The organism is Nostocoides veronense, from assembly GCF_039531185.1.
In the GTDB taxonomy this organism is placed as follows: Bacteria; Actinomycetota; Actinomycetes; order Actinomycetales; family Dermatophilaceae; genus Nostocoides_A; species Nostocoides_A veronense.
Genome location: NZ_BAAAPO010000068.1, coordinates 1 through 296 on the forward strand (window position 1 = coordinate 1; position 296 = coordinate 296).

General features: G+C 65.5%; 1 protein-coding gene. It reads right to left on the bottom strand.

All coding sequences use genetic code 11. The features are described 5' to 3' along the window. The coding region (locus tag ABD225_RS18260; RefSeq protein WP_344089034.1) for a transposase at positions 1 to 296 on the bottom strand (296 nt) is incomplete at both ends.

Consider the following 296-nt stretch of genomic DNA (forward strand, 5'->3'; position numbering starts at 1 on the left):
GCACGATGGGGGACCGATCCAGGCCATCGGCTACATCAACGACACCCTGAAGCTGGCTCAAGATAACGTTGGGATTGTTCGACCAGATCTGTCGCCACAGGACCTTGGGGAAGACGGTGAAGGCGAGGATGTCCTCGCGGGCACCCTCGAGGTGCTCGGCGACGGCGGGGAGCTTGTCGTGCAGGCCGTCCAAGACGCGGTCGAACTGGGCGTGGACGGCCTCGGCGTCGGGTTGGTCGTACACCGAGTGCAGCAGCGCCTTGACCCAGCCCCACTGAGACTTCGGGGTGGCGGCC